At 72.5% G+C, this 19639-nt stretch carries 18 protein-coding genes; 15 read left to right on the top strand and 3 right to left on the bottom strand.

What is annotated here, in order from left to right:
- The first annotated feature begins 12 nt into the window (after window positions 1–12).
- Window positions 13–480 carry a pyridoxamine 5'-phosphate oxidase family protein gene (locus tag EAE32_RS08075; RefSeq protein WP_243635629.1) on the top strand — a complete coding sequence of 156 codons (468 nt, stop codon included), beginning with the start codon at window positions 13–15 and terminating at the stop codon, window positions 478–480.
- A gap of 68 nt (window positions 481–548) precedes the next feature.
- Here EAE32_RS08075 and EAE32_RS08070 read toward each other — a convergent pair whose 3' ends face one another.
- On the bottom strand, window positions 549–1052 hold the full coding sequence (locus EAE32_RS08070) for a GNAT family N-acetyltransferase (RefSeq protein WP_121846211.1): 504 nt from the start codon (window positions 1050–1052) through the stop codon (window positions 549–551).
- A 229-nt stretch (window positions 1053–1281) separates the two neighbouring features.
- Here EAE32_RS08070 and EAE32_RS08065 point away from each other — a divergent pair, with 229 nt between their 5' ends.
- Both EAE32_RS08065 and EAE32_RS08060 read left to right on the top strand, forming a co-directional pair.
- A complete protein-coding gene (locus EAE32_RS08065; RefSeq protein ID WP_121864702.1) occupies window positions 1282–2601 on the top strand; it encodes a M20/M25/M40 family metallo-hydrolase in 1320 nt (439 codons plus the stop codon).
- A gap of 208 nt (window positions 2602–2809) precedes the next feature.
- Window positions 2810–4051 (top strand): acyl-CoA dehydrogenase family protein, encoded by a 1242-nt coding sequence (locus EAE32_RS08060; protein ID WP_121864701.1) that lies wholly within the window; start codon window positions 2810–2812, stop codon window positions 4049–4051.
- Between the two features lie 16 nt (window positions 4052–4067).
- Here EAE32_RS08060 and EAE32_RS08055 read toward each other — a convergent pair whose 3' ends face one another.
- Window positions 4068–4265: a DUF5703 family protein gene (locus EAE32_RS08055; RefSeq protein WP_121846072.1), complete on the bottom strand. Its 198-nt coding sequence runs from the start codon at window positions 4263–4265 to the stop codon at window positions 4068–4070.
- Window positions 4266–4352: 87 nt separating this feature from the next.
- Between EAE32_RS08055 and EAE32_RS08050 the strand changes: the two genes are divergently transcribed.
- The 3 genes from EAE32_RS08050 to mshC all read left to right on the top strand — a co-directional run bounded on the left by EAE32_RS08050 (window position 4353) and on the right by mshC (window position 7105).
- Window positions 4353–4697 carry a primosomal protein gene (locus EAE32_RS08050; RefSeq protein WP_121846073.1) on the top strand — a complete coding sequence of 115 codons (345 nt, stop codon included), beginning with the start codon at window positions 4353–4355 and terminating at the stop codon, window positions 4695–4697.
- A gap of 125 nt (window positions 4698–4822) precedes the next feature.
- Window positions 4823–5656, top strand: coding sequence for an undecaprenyl-diphosphate phosphatase (locus tag EAE32_RS08045; RefSeq protein ID WP_121864700.1), 834 nt, complete (start codon window positions 4823–4825; stop codon window positions 5654–5656).
- Window positions 5657–5788: 132 nt separating this feature from the next.
- A complete protein-coding gene (gene mshC / locus EAE32_RS08040) occupies window positions 5789–7105 on the top strand; it encodes a cysteine--1-D-myo-inosityl 2-amino-2-deoxy-alpha-D-glucopyranoside ligase (RefSeq protein ID WP_121846075.1) in 1317 nt (438 codons plus the stop codon).
- A gap of 132 nt (window positions 7106–7237) precedes the next feature.
- On the opposite strand, the gene EAE32_RS08035 is transcribed toward mshC, so the two are convergent.
- The gene (locus EAE32_RS08035; RefSeq protein WP_121864699.1) at window positions 7238–8131 is read right to left on the bottom strand and encodes a PAC2 family protein; all 894 of its coding nucleotides are present in this window, start codon (window positions 8129–8131) and stop codon (window positions 7238–7240) included.
- Between the two features lie 86 nt (window positions 8132–8217).
- Between EAE32_RS08035 and EAE32_RS08030 the strand changes: the two genes are divergently transcribed.
- The 9 genes from EAE32_RS08030 (at window position 8218) to EAE32_RS07990 (ending at window position 19638) form a co-directional block, all read left to right on the top strand.
- Complete coding sequence (locus EAE32_RS08030; protein WP_121864698.1) at window positions 8218–9405, top strand: site-2 protease family protein; 1188 nt, start codon at window positions 8218–8220, stop codon at window positions 9403–9405.
- Between the two features lie 127 nt (window positions 9406–9532).
- A complete protein-coding gene (locus EAE32_RS08025) occupies window positions 9533–10720 on the top strand; it encodes a tRNA (adenine-N1)-methyltransferase (protein ID WP_240625105.1) in 1188 nt (395 codons plus the stop codon).
- Entirely contained in the window at window positions 10713–12497 is a 1785-nt protein-coding gene (gene arc, locus EAE32_RS08020) for a proteasome ATPase (RefSeq protein WP_243635628.1), read from the top strand. The genes EAE32_RS08025 and arc overlap by 8 nt, the downstream gene beginning before the upstream one ends.
- On the top strand, window positions 12494–14209 hold the full coding sequence (gene dop, locus EAE32_RS08015) for a depupylase/deamidase Dop (protein ID WP_121864697.1): 1716 nt from the start codon (window positions 12494–12496) through the stop codon (window positions 14207–14209). Before arc ends, dop begins: the two co-directional genes overlap by 4 nt.
- Window positions 14210–14259: 50 nt before the next feature.
- Complete coding sequence (locus tag EAE32_RS08010) at window positions 14260–14466, top strand: ubiquitin-like protein Pup (RefSeq protein ID WP_121846079.1); 207 nt, start codon at window positions 14260–14262, stop codon at window positions 14464–14466.
- Between the two features lie 4 nt (window positions 14467–14470).
- Window positions 14471–15880 (top strand): Pup--protein ligase, encoded by a 1410-nt coding sequence (pafA, locus tag EAE32_RS08005; protein WP_121846080.1) that lies wholly within the window; start codon window positions 14471–14473, stop codon window positions 15878–15880.
- A 92-nt stretch (window positions 15881–15972) separates the two neighbouring features.
- Window positions 15973–16983, top strand: coding sequence for an FKBP-type peptidyl-prolyl cis-trans isomerase (locus EAE32_RS08000; protein ID WP_121864696.1), 1011 nt, complete (start codon window positions 15973–15975; stop codon window positions 16981–16983).
- A 63-nt stretch (window positions 16984–17046) separates the two neighbouring features.
- A complete protein-coding gene (locus tag EAE32_RS07995; protein ID WP_121864695.1) occupies window positions 17047–17442 on the top strand; it encodes an FKBP-type peptidyl-prolyl cis-trans isomerase in 396 nt (131 codons plus the stop codon).
- Window positions 17443–19638, top strand: a complete 2196-nt coding sequence (locus EAE32_RS07990) for a WYL domain-containing transcriptional regulator (protein WP_121846083.1) — start codon at window positions 17443–17445, stop codon at window positions 19636–19638.
- Window position 19639: the final 1 nt, after the last annotated feature.

Raw genomic sequence — 19639 nt, 5'->3', positions numbered from 1 at the left:
GACGGACACGGGATGCACGGACCGAGGGCGGACATGGTGGAACTGGGCAGGAACCTGAGCGAGGACGCGCGCTGGCTGATCGGATTCCTCCGCGCGGCGGGCGGCGCGGTGGTGGCGAGCAACAGTGGCACCGGGTACCCCGAGTCCGCGTACGTCAACATCGCGGTCACGGACTCGGCGCGCATCGTGTTCGGCACCAATGCGGCCTCGCGCAAGTTCGAGAACATCAGCTCGGATCCGCGGCTGTCCATGGTAGTCATGCGCGACGGCCGGGACGAGGTGCAGCTCGAGGGGGAGGCCCGCGTCCTGGTGGACTCCGAGGCCGCGGCGGCCGGCGAGACCCTCGAGGCCCAGCACCCCGGCGCCACCGACACCCACGACCCGCAGAGCCTGCGTCTCGTGGAGGTGAGTGTGCGGTGGGCACTGCACACGGACGTCTCGCAGGAACCGCCGGTGCGCGCAGAACTCAGCCTACGCTGAGCGGGCGTCCGGGCGGCGCGGGGAGCACGGCACGGACTGCCCGCGGAGGCCACTCGGGGTAACGAGCCTCAGAGCTCGTCGTGCTCGGGGGTCCAGCGGTTGAAGTCGAGGGTGAGGTAGAGCGCGAGCGCCGCCGAGTTGTCCTCGGGGATCCGCACGCAGACCTCCTCGTAGCCGCTCTCGTGCAGGGCGGCCATCACCTGGCGCACGAGCTGCTCCGCGAGACCGCGGCGGCGGTGGGAGGAGGCGGTGAAGAGCTCGAAGAGGTAGGGGGCGTCGGGCAGCGTGGTGTCCCGGCGGCGCTCCAGGACGATGGCCGCGGCCACGGGGTGGCCCTGCTCGTCCTCGACCAGCTGGGACTGCTCCGCCAGGAACGGACCGTAGGCGCCCTCGAACGCGTCACGGATGACGGCCTCGGCGCGCTCCTGCGAACCGCCCTTCTCGGTGCCGTACGCCTCCAGCAGCAGCTGTGCGAGAGCGGCGGCGTCGTCCTGGGTCACGGAGCGGCTGGGCGTGGTGACCTGCCGGGTGGTGGGCGCCGTCCGGGCGATCAGGGTGATGTTTCCAGTCATCGTGGCCTCCCACGGGTCGGTGCGGAACGAACTCGATCGTGCCCCCAGAGTAGCCGAGAACACCTCCGGATCCGTGGGAGGACTACCGTGGGGTACGGACCGTCGGGCCCGCCGCCGCCCCGCGCGCCGCGGTGCGGTGTGCGGCGACCACGACGACGCCCGGCACGCCCGGGCGCCCCGGCCTCCGCGCGGGGCCGGCCCCACCGCGGCAGCGAGGAGAACGAGAACCATGACGCAGCACACCGAGACCACCTCGACCCCCGAGGGGGAGACCGCCCGGATCTGCCGGGAGCTCATCCGCTTCGACACGTCCAACTACTCCAGCGGCGAGGCCGAGGGGGAGCGGCAGGCCGCCGAGTACGTGGCCGAGCTGATCCAGGAGGTGGGCCTGGAGACCCAGTACTTCGAGTCGGCTCCGGGTCGGGCCAACGTGTTCACGCGGCTGGAGGGCTCGGACCCCACGGCGGACGCGCTGCTGGTGCACGGCCACCTGGACGTGGTGCCCGCGATGGCGCAGGACTGGTCCGTGGACCCGTTCGCCGGGGAGCTGAAGGACGGCATGATCTGGGGCCGGGGTGCGGTGGACATGAAGGACATGGACGCCATGATGCTGTCCGTCCTGCGGCACATGCGGCGCACCGGAACCGTGCCGAAGCGCGACATCGTCTTCGGGTTCTTCGCGGACGAGGAGGCCGGGATGCGCTACGGCTCCAAGTACATGGTGAACGAGCACCCCGAGGTCTTCGAGGGCGTCACGGACGCGCTGAGCGAGGTGGGCGGCTACTCCACCACCATCGGCGGGCGCCGGGCCTACCTGCTGCAGACCGCCGAGAAGGGCCTGCTGTGGCTCACGCTGCACGCCCAGGGGCAGGCCGGACACGGCTCCGGGCTGCACGAGGACAACGCCGTGACCACGCTGTCCCGCGCGATGGCGAACATCGGCGAGTACACGTGGCCCGTCGAGCTGACCAAGACCACCCGGGCGTTCCTGGACCACGTCACCGAGCTCACCGGCGTGGAGTTCGACCCCCAGAACCCCCAGCAGCTGCTGCGGGAGCTCGGGGACGTGGCCCGGTTCGTGGGCGCCACGCTGCAGAACACCTCCAACCCCACGGTGCTCGACGGCGGGTACAAGACCAACGTGATCCCGGGTTCCGCCCAGGGCGCGGTGGACGTGCGCTTCCTGCCGGAGCAGAAGGAGCACGTGCTGGCGAAGCTTCAGGAGCTCGCGGGGGACAAGGTGCGGATCGAGGCGGAGTTCACGGACATCGCCCTGGAGGTCCCCTTCTCCGGCACCGTGGTGGACGCCATGGTGGCGGCCCTGGAGGCCGAGGACCCGGACGCCGTGGTGCTGCCCTACATGCTGGGGGCCGGCACCGACAACAAGTCCCTGTCCACTTTGGGCATCACGGGCTACGGTTTCGTGCCCCTGCAGCTGCCGGACGGGCTGGACTTCACGGGCATGTTCCACGGCGTGGACGAGCGCGTTCCCGTGGCCTCCCTGGAGTTCGGCTCGCGCGTGCTGGACCGGCTGCTGCGCTCGTACTGAGCGGCACGCCGCTGTCCGGACGACGACGCCGCGCCGCCACGTCCTGGCCACCGCTCGAACACCGCACGACCGTCTGATCGAACACATCGCAACGACCGCACGACGCCGCCCGCCCACCCGTTCCCGCGACCGCACCGCCCCGCCCCGCCCGCGTCGCACACCGGCGGAGCGGGGCGACCGGGCGGCGTCGTCCGAGGAGAGGACACCCATGGACCCCGTGAGAGGCGCAGAGCGCGTGACCACCACCGACCCCGTGACCGAGCTGCTTCCGGAGCACCTGCTCCGGGAGATCAGGGAACGCGCGGCCGACGTGGACCGCGAGAACCGGTTCTTCGCCGAGGACTTCGAGGCGCTGCGGGGGATCGGCTACCTGCGCATGCTCGTGCCCGAGGAGTTCGGAGGCCTGGGCTTCACCCTGGAGCAGGCCTCCCGCGCCCAGCGCAGACTCGCGGGTGCCGCACCCGCCACCGCGCTGGGGATCAACATGCACCACGTGATCGTGGGCATCGGCTACACCCTGCACCTGCGCGGGGACGAGCGGGCGCGCCGCATCTTCGAGGACGCGGTGGCCGGGCACGTCTTCGCGTTCGGGATCTCGGAGGCCGGCAACGACTCCGTGCTCTTCGACGCCACCACACGCGCCGAGCCCGTGGCGGAGGGCTGGCGGCTGCACGGCACCAAGATCTTCACGTCCCTCTCCCCGCGCTGGACCCGGTTGCTGGTCCACGCACGGACCCCGGGGGAGACCGGCCCGGACGCCCCCGAGGACGGCGCCGCGCGTCTCGTCGTGGGACTGCTCACGCGCGACGACCACCGGGACGCGGTGCCGGGGGTGCAGACCCGCGCAGACTGGGACGCCCTGGGCATGCGGGCCTCGCAGTCGTGCACCTCCGTGCTGGACGGGGCCCTGCTGCGGGAGGCGGACCTGCTGACCACCACACCCGTGGGCCCCAACCCCGACCCCGTGGTGTGGGGGATCTTCGGCTGCTTCGAGCTGCTGCTGGCCTCCGTCTACACGGGGATCGCGGACCGCGCCATCGAGGTGGCCGCGGGGATCGTGTGCTCCCGGCGCTCGCTGGCCAGGGACGCCCCCTACTCCGACGGCCCGGACATCCGTCGCCACATCGCCCGCGCCGGGGTGCTGCGGGACGGCGTCGAGCTGCAGCTGCGGCAGTTGTGCGCGGACGTGGACGCGCTGGGCACCGGGCACGAGGTGGCCCACGGTGCGCGCTGGTTCATCCTGTTCTCGGGGGTCAAGCACCGGGCCACCGAGGCCGCCCGGGAGGTCGTGGACCTCGCCCTGCGCGCTTCGGGAGGGTCGCAGTACCGCACGGGCTCGGAGCTGGAGCGGCTGTACCGGGACGTGCTGGCCGGGATGTACCACCCCTCGGACGAGGAGTCCGTGCACGCGGCCGCGGCCACCGCTCTGCTCGGCCCCGTGAGCGGCTGACCCCGGGGCGCGCTGCTCAGAAGGTGCGGTCCACCCGCATGATCCGACGCCGCAGCACGTAGCGCCGCCCTCCGCCGTAGAGCACCACGGAGCGCATGAGCTCCCACTTGCCGTACTCGGCGTGCTCACCCACCCTGGCCCGCGCCTCGGTGGGCTTCTCCTGCGGCGCCACCGTGAGGGAGAGGTACTCGTAGCGCTCGTCGTGCGCGGTCATGGTGGGGTGGCCGGTGACCGAACTGTGTTTCAGGCGTTGTTCTCTCATTGCTCCCATTCTGCTCCGATAACGACTAACGTCTACCTCATGAGCACCGATCCCCGCGCCGCACTGCAGGCGCTCGTCAATGCCCTGGAAGAACATCTTGCCGCGGCCGCCAACCGCCGCTCCGACGACGACCCCTCGGTGGACAAGGCCTACGTAGCCATCGCGAACTCCTTCGAGGCGTACGAGGAAGCGCTCTACGACGCCTACGACGAGGTCACCCCGCTCACCGTGTTCGCGGACGACGACGATGACGACCTCGACGACGAGGACGAGGACGATCTCCTCGAGGACGACGAGATGCTGGACGAGGACCTCGTCGACGAGGACGACTACGACGAGGACGAGACGGCCGAGGACGGTTCCGAGCGACGCTCCGGTCGCTGACCGGCCCCCACACCTGCGTGCGGCCCCCGCCACCCGGCGGGGGCCGCACGCGTCTCCAGGGGGTTCCCAGTGCCTCTCGCCCCGGGGCCCCGGAACGTTCGGCGGGTGTGCCGTACAGTTGTCGCGTGAACTGGATCGAAGCCATCATCCTGGGCCTGGTGCAGGGCCTGACAGAATTCCTCCCCGTCTCCTCCTCGGCGCACCTGCGCATCGTGGGGGAGTTCCTGCCCCACGGTGGGGACCCCGGCGCCGCCTTCACGGCCATCACCCAGCTGGGGACCGAGACCGCCGTGATCCTCTTCTTCTGGCGGGACATCGTGCGGATCATCAAGCAGTGGGCACTCTCGCTCGCCGGCCGTGTGGACCGCAAGGACCCGGACGCCCGCATGGGGTGGTTCATCATCCTGGGCTCGTTCCCCATCGCGATCCTCGGGCTGCTGCTGCAGGACCTCATCGAGACCCAGTTCCGTTCCCTGTGGATCACCGCCACCATGCTGATCGTCTTCGGCCTGTTCCTGGCGGTCGCGGACCACGTGGGCAAGCAGGAGCGCCACCTGGAGAACCTGACCACCAAGCACGCCGTGGGCTACGGCGTCGCGCAGGCGCTCGCCCTGATCCCCGGTGTCTCCCGCTCGGGGGGCACCATCACCGCGGGTCTGCTCATGGGCTACACCCGGGCCGCCGCGGCACGCTACGCCTTCCTGCTGGCCATCCCCGCGGTCTTCTCCTCGGGACTGTACGAGCTGTACAAGGTGGTGACGGGCAAGGTCCCCGCGGGGATCTACACCATGGGCCAGACCGCCGTGGCCACCGTGATCGCGTTCGCGGTGGGGTACCTCATCATCGGCTGGTTCATGCACTACATCTCCGAGCGCAGCTACAGCCTCTTCGTGTGGTACCGCATCGTGCTGGGTGCCGCGGTCTTCGTCCTGCTCGGCACCGGCATCCTGACCGCCTGACGCCCGCCCCGCACTGCGCCCGACGCCGCCCCGTGCCGCCGGGCGCGCACGGCCGCGCAGTGCGGGGAATAGCGTCCCGCAGGCTCCCGTTGCGCTCGTGAGACTCGAACGACCGTCCAACCGAAGGTGAACATGAAGTCCTGGACCTCCCGACCCGTCCCGCCGCTGCCGGGTGCCGCCGCGGCGCCCCGCGTCTTCGACACGAGCACCGGGGAGCCGGAGGAGCTGGCGGCCCGTGACGGACGTGCGGGGCTGTACGTCTGCGGGATCACCCCGTACGACGCCACCCACATGGGCCACGCCGCCACCTACGTGACCTTCGACCTGCTGCAGCGCGTGTGGCGGGACGCAGGGTTCGCCGTGGACTACGTGCAGAACGTCACGGACGTGGACGACCCCCTGCTCGAGCGCGCGAACGCCACCGGGGTGGACTGGCGGGAGCTCGCCGAGTCCCAGACCGAGCTGTTCCGCACGGACATGGCCGCGCTCAACGTCCTGCCCCCGGACCACTACGTGGGGGCCACGGAAGCCGTGGAGTGGATCGTGCCCGCCGTCGAGCGTCTCGTGGAGCGCGGCCTCGCCTACCGCGTGCCGGCCGGAACGGGCCAGGACGGAGAGCCGGCACCCGCCGGGGACGTCTACTTCGACGTCGGGGCCGCCGGGAGACTGCGCACCGAGGACCCGGACGCGTGGGTCGTGGGCGGCACGTGCCGCCTCGAGGGGGACCGGGACGGGATGCTGCCGCTGTTCACGGACCACGGCGGGGACCCGGACCGCACGGGCAAGCGGAATCCCCTGGACCCCCTGCTGTGGCGCGTGGAACGACCGGGTGAGCCCGCGTGGGACGGTGCCTCGCTCGGTGCGGGCCGCCCCGGGTGGCACATCGAGTGCAGTGTGATCGCCCTGCGGCACCTCCCGCAGCCCTTCACGGTCCAGGGCGGCGGCTCGGACCTCGCGTTCCCCCACCACGACATGGGCGCGGGGCACTCCTACGCGCTGTCCGGCACGCCCATGGCCGAGCACTTCGTCCACACCGCCATGGTGGGTCTGGACGGCGAGAAGATGTCCAAGTCCAAGGGCAACCTGGTGCTGGTGTCCACCCTGCGGCGGGCCGGTGTGGATCCCGCCGCCATCCGGCTGGCGATCCTGTCGAACCACTACCGCACGGACTGGTTCTGGACCGAGGACCTGCTGGAGCAGTCGCAGCGGCGGCTGGCCACGTGGCGCGAGGCGGCCGCGAAGCCCGAGACGGCCGGGGCGGACGCGATGCTCGAGGCCGTGCGCGCGGCGCTGGCCGAGGACCTGAACGCCCCGGCGGCGCTCATCGCGGTGGACGCGTGGGCCGCGCGGAACCTGGGCGGGGCCGCGACACGGGGTACGGCGGCGTCGGCGCAGGACACCGAGCTGGCCCGGAGCACGGTGGAGGCGCTGCTGGGCATCGTCCTCTGACAGCAGGCCGCGCGGCGTCGCCCAGAGGCCTAAGACGTGTGCACGCGGGGAGCGCCCCGGTCCGGCAGCCACCGGACCGGGGCGCTCCCGTGTGCGGGGACGTTGGCGTGGCCGGAGGGCCGCCGGTGGCGCTCAGTCGCGGTCGTCGCGACGGCGCAGGTAGCGCTCGAACTCCCGGGCGATCGCGTCCCCGGTGGCTTCGGGCAGGTCCACCGTGTCCTTGGCCTCCTCGAGCTGCCGGACGTAGTCGGCCACCTCGGGATCCTCCTCCGCGAGCTCGTCCACGCCGCGCTCCCACGCCTGCGAGTCCTCCACCACGGGGTCCAGGGGCAGGGACATCCCCAGCAGGTCCTCGAGCCGGCGCAGCAGCGCGAGCTGCGCCTTGGGGGAGGGGGAGTGCGCCACGTAGTGCGGAACGGCGGCCCACATGCTCAGCGTGGGGAACCCGGCGAGGGCGGCCATGTGGGACAGCACGCCCACGATCCCGGTGGGGCCCTCGTACTGCGGCGCCTCGATGTCCAGCTCGGTGCGCAGCTGCTCGGTGTCCGAGGTCAGGGTCACGGGGATGGGCCGCGTGTGGGGCACGTCCGCGAGCAGGGAGCCGAGCATGACCACGAAGTCCACGTCCAGTGCCGTGGCCTGCTCCAGCAGCTGCGCGGTGAAGGCGCGCCACCGGTAGGACGGTTCCCAGCCGTGCAGCAGCACCACGTCCAGGTTGGTGTTCGGCACGCTGGCCCGGGACAGTTTGGTGGAGGGCCAGTGCAGCTTCTGCTCGCCGGACAGCGAGCGCCGGATGACCGGGCGGGAGTACTGGTAGTCGTAGTAGTCGTCGGAGGCCACCTCGAAGACCTCGCGTGCGCCCAGGTGCTCACGGATGAGCTTGAGGGTGTCCGTGGCGGCGTCCCCGGCGTCGTTCCAGCCCTCGAACGCCGCGATGAGCACCGTGACGGTCTCCTGGGTGCCGTCCTGCACCACCCCGAAGGGCCCGGTGCCGGGCTGCTGCGAATTGCTGTCCAACGTGCTCACCCGCCCTACTGTACGGCCAGGATCCGCACCCGCTCCACGGCCTCCCGTCCAGCGCGGGCCCCGGTGGGCGACCTACCATGAGCACCATGCCTGCTCCCCGCGACAGTGATCCCGCGCACGACGACGCCGCCCCGGCCGCAGCGGGTGCCACCCGTCCCCGCGGTGTGCGCCTGGGACGGGTCACCGGGGTGGAGCTCTTCCTGGACCGCTCCTGGTTCGTGATCGCGGCGCTCACGGTGGTGATGTACGGACCCGTGCTGTGGCGGCTGTACCCGCAGCTGGGCTGGGTGAACCTGCTCCTGGCCCTGGGCTTCGCGGTGGGTCTCGCACTGAGCGTGCTCGTGCACGAGCTCGCGCACGCCGCGGCGGGCCGAGCAGCGGGGTGGCCCGTGACCCGGATCGTGCTGACGCTGATGGGCGGGCACACGGCGTTCGGCGCGGTGCACTCCCGGCCGCTGCCCACCGCTCTCGTCTCACTGGCGGGCCCCCTGAGCAACGTGGCTCTCGCCGCGGCGGGCACCGTGGGGCTGTCCTTCGTGCCGGAATCGGCGGCCGGGCCGGTGTGGGCGCTCGCGGAGCTCGTGGTGCTGGCCAACTGGGTGCTGGGCGTGTTCAACCTGCTCCCGGGGCTCCCGCTGGACGGTGGGCGCGTGGTGGAGTCCGTGATCTGGGCGGTCACGGGGTCCGAGTCCCGGGGCACCGTGGTGGCCGCGTGGTGCGGGCGCGCGATTGCCGCGGGAGTGCTCGCGTGGGCCATGTGGACCGGGCAGTGGCGCCAGCCCGCCGTGATCGCGGTGACCCTGCTGGTGGCGGGGTTCATCTATGTGGGGGCGGGCCAGGCACTCAAGCAGTCCCGGCTCATGGGGGTGCTCGACGCCGTGCGTGCCGGGGACATCGCCCGCCCCGCCGTCGAGTTCGCACCCACCACACCGCTGTCCACCGTGGACGCCGCGGTCGTGGCGGTCACCGGGGACGGCTACCGCGGGTGGACCCCGGACGCCGTGGCGCGCGATCCCCGGCGCCGGGCGCTCGGGGTGCTGGACCCGGCCCTCGCCGCACGGGTGCCCGGGCCGCAGCGCTCCCGCGTGGCCATGGGCGACGTCGCGGCCTGGGTCCCGGACGCCGCGCGGGTGACCCCGGAGGTGCGCGGCGGGGACCTCGTGAGGTTCCTGGAGGCCCGCGGGCTGGCCTGGGCGTGGGTGGTCGACGGTGCGGACGAGGTGCTCGGCGTGGTGCACCACGAGGACCTCGCGCGGTACGCGCTGCGGGGCTGAGCCCGCGCCGTGGAGGTGGCGGGCGGCGTCGGGCTACGGTGGGAGAATGGAGCACGGAGCTTCCCCCGAGCGGGGCCTCCACCGAGTCCGGACACCGCAGGTGTCACCCCGGCGTGAAAGCGAGCACATGAGCGAGCAGCAGTCCCCAGAGTCCCGCCCGAGCCCCACCGGTGCCACGGTGCGGGGCGCGGCCAACCGGCGCGGGCCGTTCCGTTCCGGGGAGCGTGTCCAGCTCACGGACGAGAGCGGGAAGATGACCACCATCACCCTGGTGGACGGGGGAGAGCACCACACCCACCGCGGGGTGCTGCCGCACGACACGCTGATCGGGCGGCCCGAGGGCACCGTGGTCACCAACACCGTGGGACTGCAGTACCAGGCCCTGCGCCCCCTGCTCAAGGACTTCGTGCTGTCCATGCCGCGCGGCGCGGCCGTGATCTACCCCAAGGACTCGGGCCAGATCGTGACCATGGCGGACATCTTCCCGGGCGCGCGTGTGGTCGAGGCCGGCGTGGGCTCCGGCGCCCTGAGCATCTCGCTGCTGCGTGCGGTGGGGGACGAAGGGCTCGTGCACTCGTTCGAGCGCCGCGAGGAGTTCGCGGAGATCGCCCGCGGGAACATCGAGACCATGTTCGGGGGCCCGCACCCCGCGTGGCGGCTGAGCCTGGGCGACCTCTCCGAGGAACTCGGCGCCACCGAGGAACCCGGCTCCGTGGACCGCGTCGTCCTGGACATGCTGGCACCGTGGGAGTGCCTGGACGCCGTCGCCACGGCCCTCGCCCCGGGTGGTGTGGTGATCTGCTACGTCGCAACCGTGCCGCAGCTCTCCCGCGTGGCCGAGGCCATGCGCGCCGACGGCCGCTTCACCGAGCCCGAGGCCTCCGAGACCATGGTGCGCGGCTGGCACGTGGAGGGCCTCGCGGTGCGCCCGGACCACCGCATGGTCGCCCACACCGGCTTCCTCATCCAGTCCCGCCGCCTCGCGGACGGCTCGCCCCGGCTCGCGCCCAAGCGCCGCGCGTCCAAGAGCGAGTACTCCGAGGAGGACCTGCAGGCCTGGACCCCCGTGGCACTGGGGGAGCGGATCGTCTCGGACCGCAAGCTGCGCCGCACCGGCCGGGACGCCGCGTCACTGGCCCAGCACGCCGCGCGCGCCCAGCGGGAGATCGATGCCGCGCCCGCGGACGACGCCGCCCGCTCCCGCCCCGAGGGGAGCCGGACCCCCGCGGGGGAGCACCCCGGTGGCCGGGAGGCGGGCACCGCTACGGACTCCACCGGGGAGGACACCGGGCGCGGACGGGGCCGTGATGACTGAGTCCCCCCAGCAGCCCGCCGGCCGGCAGCCCACGGCGGACACCACCCAGCGTCAGATCAACCTGCTGCGGGACCAGAAGCGGAACCTGGACAAGCAGGCCGCCGCCCTCGGGTCCCAGAACGAGAAGCTCGTGCGGCTGCTCAACGCGTCCCGCCAGGAGATCGTCAGCCTCAAGAAGACACTGGCCGCGGAGGCCGAGCCGCCCGCCACGTTCGCCACGGTGCTGCAGGTCAACCACGGCCGCCGCCCGGTGGGAGAGAACACGGGGGACGGTCCCGTGGTCACCGGCCCCACCCTGGACGTGCTCGCGGCCGGGCGGAGGATGCGGGTGGCCGTGAGCCCGCTCGTGTCCTTCAGCACGTGCGAACCCGGGATCGGGGTGCTGCTCAACGAGAACTACGTGGTCGTGGCGGTGCTGGACTACGAGCGCACGGGCGAGGTGGCCACCGTCAAGGAGGTCGTGGACCACGACCGCGTGCTCACCGTGGGCCGCTCGGACGAGGAGCGGGTGCTGCTGCTTTCCGGGCGGCTGCGCCGCGAGCGCCCGAAACCCGGGGACGCCCTCACCGTGGACCACCGCACCGGCTTCGCCCTGGAGCCCGTGCAGCGCACGGACGTGGAGCAGCTCGTGCTGGAGGAGGTCCCGGACGTCAGCTACACGGACATCGGCGGTCTGGGGCCCCAGATCGAGGCCATCCGCGACGCCGTGGAGCTGCCCCACGTGCACCCCGAGATCTTCCGCGAGCACGGGTTGCGCCCGCCCAAGGGCATCCTGCTGTACGGGCCCCCGGGCAACGGCAAGACGCTCATCGCCAAGGCCGTGGCACGCTCGCTGGCCGAGCGCAGCGCCGAGAAGGCCGGGCGCACCCGGCCCGAGGGCTACTTCCTCAACATCAAGGGCCCCGAGCTGCTGGACAAGTACGTGGGGGAGACCGAGCGCCAGATCCGCTCGATCTTCGCCAGCGCCCGCGAGCAGGCCGCCCGCGGGGTGCCCGTGGTGGTGTTCTTCGACGAGATGGACTCGCTGTTCCGCGTGCGCGGCTCGGGGCTGTCCTCGGACGTGGAGACCACGATCGTCCCGCAGCTGCTCACCGAGATCGACGGCGTGGAGCAGCTGGACAACGTGATGGTCGTGGGTGCCACCAACCGCGAGGACATGATCGACCCCGCCGTGCTGCGCCCCGGACGCCTGGACGTGAAGATCCGCATCGACCGCCCGGACCGGCAGGGCGCCCGCGAGATCTTCTCTCTCTACGTCACCGAGGACCTGCCGCTGCGGGACGACGACGTCGCCCGGGCCGGGTCCCGCGCGCTCGCCGCCCAGGAGCTCGTCACGGCGGCCGTGGACCGGATGTACGCCCGGGAACCGGACACCGAGTTCCTCACGATCAGCTACCGGGACGGTACCCGCGAGACCCTGTACTTCGCGGACTACGCCTCGGGCGCGGTGATCCGCAACGTGGTGGACCGCGCCAAGACCCAGGCCGTCAAGACCCTACTGACCACGGGCCGGCGCGGCCTCACGGCGGGGCACCTGGTGGCGGCCGTGGACGAGGAGTTCCACGAGCAGCAGGACCTGCCCAGCACCGCGGAGCCGGAGGACTGGGCCCGGCTCACCGGCCGGCGCGCGGACACCATCCGGGACGTGCGCGTGGTGGAGCACCACGATGGCATGGGCGGCGGCACGGCGTCCCGCGGCACCGGGCCCAGGGCCGAGGCCCAGAACACCGCGCCTCACGGCACTGCGTCCCACCACGCCGGGGGAGGTGCGGCATGACGGTGCGCCGGGTGATGGGCAGCGAGACCGAGTTCGGGGTGCTGGCACAGGGCGCCCCGGACGCGAACGCCACCGTGCTCTCCACGCGGGTGGTCACTGGCTACGCGGCGTGGGTCGCCCGGAACCTGCGCACCGCCCGTGGCGCGCACGGCCCGGACGGGGGCGGACCGGACGGGGACGCGAGCGACGTCGGCCACGAGCCCGTGGGGACCGGGTGGGACTACGGCTCCGAGGCCCCGCTCACGGACGCCCGGGGCTTCACCGTGTCCCGCGAGGACGCCCACCCCACGCAGCTCACGGATGAGGCGCCCGTGTTGACCTCCGAGGAGATCGCCGCGGAGGCCATCAGCGAGTCCGCGATGTACGCCGAGGACATGGACTGGCGGCGCGTGGTCATGAACACGGTCATCCCCAACGGGGCACGCGTCTACGTGGACCACTCCCACCCCGAGTACTCCTCGCCCGAGGTCACCACGCCGCGGGATGCGCTCACGTGGGACGCCGCCGGGGACGTGGTGGCCCACCGCGCCGTGGCGGACCTCGCGCAGCGCAGCGCGCGCACGGACGCCCCCGCCGTGAACCTCTACAAGAACAACACGGACAACAAGTCGGTCTCCTACGGCGCGCACGAGAACTACACGGTCGCCCGCTCGGTGCCCTTCGAGCGGATCACCGCCGCCCTGCTGCCGTTCTTCGCGTCCCGCCAGATCATGTGCGGCGCCGGGCGCGTGGGGATCGGGGCGGACGGCGCCACGCCCGGGTTCCAGCTGAGCCAGCGCGCGGACTTCTTCGAGCGCACGGTGGGGCTGGAGACCACGATCCACCGGCCCATCGTCAACACCCGCGACGAGCCGCACGCCGACGAGGAGCACTACCGGCGGCTGCACGTGATCATCGGGGACGCCAACCTCTCCCACACGGCCACGCTGCTGAAGTTCGGCACCACGTCCCTGGTGCTGAACCTCGTCGAGCACGACCGCGTCCCGGACCTCGCCCTGACGGATCCCGTGGCCGCGCTGCAGACCATCAGCCACGACCCCGCGGTCACGGTGCGGGTGCCGCTGCGGGACGGGCGCACGCTCACCGCGGTGCAGCTGCAGCGCGCGTACCTGGACGCCGCGCTCGCCCTGGAGACCGAGCTCGCCCCCGAGGGCATGGACGCCGAGACCGCGGAGATCCTCGAGCTGTGGGACGAGGTGCTCACGGACCTCGAGGCGGACCCCGGACGGCTCGCGGACCGTCTGGACTGGGCCGCCAAGCACGCGCTGCTGGACGCCTACCGGCGGCGGGACGGCCTGGCGTGGGACGATCCCCGTCTCGTGGCGATCGACCTGCAGTACGCGGACGTGCGCCCCGAGAAGGGCCTCTACCACCGGCTCGTGGCGGCGGGACGGATCCGCACCCTCGTGGACCGGGAGCGCATCGTCCGCGCCGCGGACCACCCTCCGGAGGACACCCGGGCCTACTTCCGCGGCACCGCCGTGGCCACCTACCCGCACGAGATGGCGGGCGTGGGCTGGGACACCGTGAACGTGGCCTTCCCGGGCGTGCGCCGCGGGGCGCGGATCGCCATGCCCGAACCACGGGACCTGAGCAGGGACGTGTGCGGGTCCTGGTTCACGGCCCCCGACGCCGAGCAGTGGGTCCGCGAGGTCGCCCGCCACCGCCCGCACCTCGTGACGGGCAGCGACATCCCGCCCGCTCGGCCGTAGTCGCCACGCCCACGTACCGCGCCCCATCGACCGAGCACCAGGAGGACACCATGGCACAGGAACGCATCTTCGGCACCGGCTCCCGCCGCGAGGAGGAGACCGACACGCCGGAACCCACCACCCCGCCCACGTCCGGGGCCGCACAGGCCCAGCGGGACACGCAGGGAACGGACGATCTCCTCGCCGAGATCGACGGCGTGCTGGAGACCAACGCGGAGGCCTTCGTCAAGGGCTTCGTCCAGAAGGGCGGCCAGTAGTCCCGTGGAACGCCGGATCTACGGGATCGAGACCGAGTTCGGACTGACGCACAGCGCCCCGCAGGGACGCCCGCTGAGCGCGGACGACGCCGCCCGGCGGCTCTTCGCGCCCGTGCTCGCGTGGGGCCGGGCCTCCAACGTGTTCCTGCCCAACGGCGGCCGGCTCTACCTGGACGTGGGATCCCACCCCGAGTACGCGACCGCCGAGGCCGACTCCCTGCACGATGTCGTCGCCCAGGACGCCGCGGGCGAGCGCATCGTGGACGACCTCCGCGCGCAGCTGCAGCAGAGCCTGGACGCCGAGGGCGTGGCGGGCACGGTGCACCTGTTCAAGAACAACGTGGACTCGGCGGGCAACTCCTTCGGCTCGCACGAGAACTACATGATCTCCCGGCGCACCGAGTACACCCGCCTGCTCCAGCACCTGCTGCCGTTCCTCGTGACGCGGCAGATCCTGGTGGGGGCGGGCCGCGTGCACCCCACGGGGCAGCCGGCGTTCGGGGCGCTGACCCCGGGTGACGGCTCCCCGAGCTACTCCTTCTCGCAGCGCGCGGACCACATCTGGGAGGGCTCGTCCTCGGCGACCACGCGCTCGCGGCCCATGATCAACACCCGGGACGAGCCCCACGCGGACGCCCAGCACTACCGGCGGCTGCACGTGATCACGGGGGACTCCTCGATGTCCCAGACCACCACTGCCCTGAAGATCGGCACCACGGACGTGCTGCTGCGCCTGATCGAGGCGGGACAGATCCTCCCGGACCGCACCCTCGCGGACCCCGCCGCCGCCCTGCGCACGGTGTCCCACGACCTCACGGGCACCGCCCCGCTGGAGCTCGCGAGTGGCGAGCGCCGCTCCGCGCTGGAGCTGCAGCAGGAGTACCTGGAGGCCGTCACGAGGTTCGTGGACCGCCACGGCACGCACCACGACCGCCTGGACTGGGTGCTGGAGCTGTGGGAGCGCGGGCTGCGCGCGGTGGCGGAGCAGAATCCCTCGCTCGTGGACCGGGAACTGGACTGGGCCGTGAAGAAGAAGCTGCTGGACTCCTACGCCGCGGCCCACGGCATGGACTACTCCCACCCGCGGATCGCCCAGCTGGACCTCGCGTACCACGACACCTCCGCGTCCCACGGGCTGTTCCACATGCTCGAGCGGCGCGGCGCGGTGGAGTCGTTCGTGGCACCGGAGGACGTCTCCCGGGCCGTGTCACAGGCGCCGCCCACGCGCGCTAGCCTGCGCGGGCGCTTCGTCGCCGCCGCCCACGACGCCGGTGTGAACCACACCGTGGACTGGGTGCACCTCAAGCTCAACGGCGAACGGCAGCAGCGCACCCTGAGGTGCACGGACCCGTTCGCCACCACCCAGGAGGACGTGGAGGAGGCCATCCGGGAGCTCGCCCGCGGCGACGTCTGACCCGCTGTCCGGGCGCGTTCCCAGCCGCGCCCCACACCATTGCTCTACATTGGGGCCGAGCCACGCCCCCGTTGACGAAAGGCCGTTCCGTCGTGCGAAAGATCATCCCCGCCAGTGCCACCGCCCTGGCCCTGTCCCTCCTGCTCACCGGCTGCGGTGCCTCCGGGTGGGACTCCGTGGAGCTGTCCGAGAAGCCCTCCGAGGGCAAGGCCCCCTCGGTCTCGTTCGAGACCCCGTTGAAGGTGGACGAGCCGCAGACCAAGGTGCTCCAGGAGGGCAACGGCCCGGACATCGACCCCGGTGACAACGTCATGCTCCAGGCCGCGCTCTACAAGGGCTCGGACGGCTCCACCCTGGGGGACACCTACAGCAAGGGTGCCGGTCAGGTGCTCACGGTCAACGACCAGCTCAAGGGCTCCCTGCCCCAGATGTACGACGCCCTGACCAACGCCAAGGAGGGCCAGATCATCGCGTACAGCTCCCCGGAGACGGCGGGCAAGGCCGGTGACGGGGACGACGCCACCTCGGTGGAGGTCTACCAGGTGACCAAGAAGCTGGAGCCGGCGCTGAACGAGAAGATGAAGACCCCCGCCAAGGGCATGCCGGCCGTGACCCAGGACGACAAGGGCACCCCCACCATCAAGAAGCCCTCGGGCCCCGAGCCCACGCAGCTTGCGTCCGACGTGCTCATCGAGGGCGACGGGGAGACCGTGAAGGCCACCGACACCGTGGTGGCCAACTACGTGGGCGTGCGCTGGGCGGACGGCAAGCCGTTCGACTCCTCCTACGAGAAGGGCACCCCCGTGTCCTTCCCGCTGGACAACGTGATCTCGGGCTGGAAGGAGGGGCTCCAGGGCAAGAAGGTGGGCTCCCGCGTGGAGATCGTGATCCCCGTGGACAAGGCGTACGGCACCGCCAAGGAGCTCGGCAAGGACGCCAAGTACCCCGCGGGCTCCCTCGTGTTCGTAGTGGACGTCCTGGGTCGCACGGACACCCCCGCGGCCGCCACCGAGGGCGCCTCCGGGTCCCCCTCGGCGAGCTCCGCGCCGAAGGGCTCGGCGAGTGCTTCACCCACGGCGAAGGAGTCCGCCCGGGGCAAGTGAGGGCGGCTACACTTGGCCCTCGGCACCGCCCCGCCCCGGGGCCCACGACGAAAGGTGAAGCCCGTGTCATTCGGACAGCGCAAGCTCGATCGCTCCAAGCCCGAGATCGACTTCCCGCAGGATCCGGTTCCCACCGAGCTGCGGATCGAGGACATGATCCAGGGCACCGGCAAGGAGGCCACCCCCGGTTCCACGGTGTCCTGCCACTACGTGGGCGTCACCTACTCGGGCGGCGAGGAGTTCGACGCCTCGTGGAACCGCGGCGAGCCGCTGGACTTCATCGTGGGCGTGGGCCAGGTCATCCAGGGCTGGGACCAGGGTCTGCTGGGCATGAAGGTGGGCGGGCGCCGTCGGCTGGAGATCCCCTCCGAGATGGCGTACGGCAAGCGCGGCGCCGGGGCGCAGATCGGCCCCGACGAGGCCCTGATCTTCGTGGTGGACCTGCTCGACGTCCGCTGAATGCCACGCCAGACCGGCGAGGCGGTGCGCCGTTCCACCACGGCGTCCGCCGAGCGCCTGCTCAACCTGCTGATCGCGCTGCTGGACCGGGAGTCCGGGTACACGCGCGAGCAGCTGCGCGCCATCGTGCCGGGCTACGACCGCGCGGGCAACCAGGACGCGTTCGAGCGCATGTTCGAGCGTGACAAGGCGCACCTGCGCTCCCTCGGGTACCCGGTCGAGGAGATCCCCGACGACGACCCCTGGGCCTCGGACGCGCAGCTGACTCCGCGCTACCGTGTGCCCCGCGGGTCCTACCGGCTGCCGGAGGTGCGGTTCAGCGCCGAGGAGTCCGCCGTGCTCGCGGTGGCCGCGGACGCCTGGAACGACGCCGCCCAGGACCGGCTCGCACGCCGCGCCCTGGACAAGCTCGAACCCGCCCTGAGCAGCGAGGTGACCCCGGGACGGGACGTGCAGCCCACCGTGGCCGTGGCGGATCCCGCGTTCGAGCCGCTGCTCTCCGCAGTGCTCGCGCACCGCACCGTGCGCTTCGACTACGTGGACCGCACGGGCGCCTACAGCCGGCGCACGGTGCAGCCGTGGGGCGTGGGGTCGCGCTACGGTGCGTGGTACCTGGCCGGCTGGGACACCGACCGCGGCGCGCAGCGCACGTTCCGGCTCTCCCGCATCATCTCCGAGGTCGCGGTCACCCGCGAGACCTTCGAGCCGCCCGCGGACTTCTCCATGGGCGGGCAGCTCGCCCGCATGGTCCGCCAGCCCCCGCGGCTGCGCGTGGTCGTGTTCGTGCGCGAGGGCTCGGGGCAGCTGCTGCGCCGGATCGCCGACCCCGCGGCATCGGGCACGTGGCGCGCGCCCGAGGGCTTCGACGCCGTGGAGCTCGCGGTGCACGACACCGAGTCCGCCGCGGAGCACGTGTGCGCGGCGGGACCCGACGCGTGGGTGCCGTGCGAGCCCTCCGCGGGGGACCCGGCGGCGTCGCCCGCGGTGGACCCCCGGGTGCAGGCGGCCGTGGCGGAGGCCGTGACCCGTCGTCTCGCGGACGCCCGCGCCTTCCAGGCGCGCATGCCCGGCGTGGCCGTGCAGTGGGGCAAGCAGCGCCGCCAGGGTGCCGCGAAGGCCAGCACCGAGCACCATCTCGCCCGGCTGCTGCACATCGTGCGCCACGTCTACGCCCACCAGGGCGCCGAGCTCGAGGAGACGGCCCGGCACTTCGGGATCACGGACGCCGAGCTCGTCAACGACCTCCAGACCCTGTTCGTGTGCGGGCGCCCCGGTCACCTGCCGGACCAGCTCATCGACGCCTCGTGGGACGACGGCCACATCTACCTGGGCAACGCGCAGGAGCTCTCCGAGCCCGTGCGCCTGACCGTCCCCGAGGCCAGCGCCCTGCTCATGGGGCTGCAGACCCTGCAGGCGGTGCCCGGCGGCGACAGCCGCGTGGTGCGCTCCGCCATGCGCAAGGTCGCCACCGCGGCGGACGCCCTGCCGCTCGCGGACGCGCTCGCCGCGCCGGAGGGCGACGCCGCCGCGGAGCCGAGGGACAGCGCGCTCGTCGGCGAGCTGCGGCGCGCCATCGCCCAGAACCGGCGCGTGCGGCTGCGCTACCTCGTGACCTCCCGGGACGAGGTCACGGAACGGCTCGTGGACCCCGTGCGGATGATCCTCTCCGACGGCCACCAGTACCTGCGGGGGTGGTGCCTGCAGGCCAACGCGCCCCGCACGTTCCGGGCGGACCGGATCGTGGGCTGCGAGGACGCCGGGGCCGCAGAGGTGCACCCCCGCATGGAGACCGAGGTGCGCTCGAGCATCCAGCCCGCCAAGCGGCGCCCGGTGCAGGCCGTGGTCGTCACGGACCGGCGTGGGCGGTGGATCGTGGAGCACTACCACGCGAAGCGTTTCGTCGAGGTGTCCGTGCCACCGGCCGAGGGCGGGGGAGGGGACGCGACACGCGCGCAGGGCCCCGCGGGGAACTCCCAGCCGGGGGAGACCGTGCGCGCCCGTGCGGCGGGAGGACCCCGGCCGCTGCCGGAGTTCGTGGCCGCCGAGGTGGACTTCCCCACGCTGGACGCCCTGTCCTCCCTGGTCACGCGGCACGCGGGTCACGTGGGGGTGGTGTCCCCGCCGGAGGCGGTGGCGGCCGTTGAACAGTGGCTGAACAGCAGTGGTCCTGGGGTCTGCCCCGGGCCGCGCGCCTGAC

It is taken from the genome of Kocuria tytonicola, from assembly GCF_003687175.1.
Taxonomy (GTDB): domain Bacteria; phylum Actinomycetota; class Actinomycetes; order Actinomycetales; family Micrococcaceae; genus Kocuria; species Kocuria tytonicola.
Note: the sequence above shows the minus strand (reverse complement) of the source record. Positions and strands in the feature narration are given on the sequence as shown.